The following is a 397-nucleotide window of genomic DNA, read 5'->3' on the forward strand; positions in this document are numbered from 1 at the left end:
GCTGCTGACAGCCTGAGCACTCCTGTGATTGGCGTCGTACAGCGTTCGGTTCTTGAGGGCCGCGCAGAGGGCCGAGAGCAGGCGATCGCCCACGCCTCGCAACGCGCGTGCACGGCCATGGCCGCGCTGCCGCAAGGCATCATAGCGGTGCCGAGCGGCCGGGTCGTGCTGGACGGCAACGCGTGACCAGTGATGGACAGCGGTCTGCAGCCGCTTGTTGCAGGCAAAGCGCCGGATCACGAAGCGTTGCTTGCCGCTTTGCCGTGTGACCGGGGCAGCCCCTGCCAGAGCACGCAAAGCGTGGTAATCTCGGGCGCGCAGCGGTTGTGCTGCCTCGGTGAGCAGTGTGGCGAGAACAATCCTGCCGATTCCCGGCCAGGAGCGAAGGATTGCCACG

1 protein-coding gene and 1 pseudogene are annotated in these 397 nt (G+C 66.8%); one reads left to right on the forward strand and one right to left on the reverse strand.

Features of this window, described 5'->3' with window-relative positions:
• A partial coding sequence (locus tag I6F31_RS36270) for a hypothetical protein (RefSeq protein ID WP_225187067.1) occupies positions 1-186 on the forward strand: 186 nt, incomplete at its 5' end.
• Positions 187-201: 15 nt separating this feature from the next.
• Here the strand turns inward: I6F31_RS36270 and I6F31_RS36275 are convergent.
• Positions 202-396, reverse strand: a pseudogene (locus I6F31_RS36275) (transposase); the annotation flags it as partial.
• Between the last annotated feature and the right edge of the window lies 1 nt (position 397).

It is taken from the genome of Bradyrhizobium sp. NBAIM01 (assembly GCF_020194115.1).
Lineage (GTDB): Bacteria > Pseudomonadota > Alphaproteobacteria > Rhizobiales > Xanthobacteraceae > Bradyrhizobium > Bradyrhizobium yuanmingense.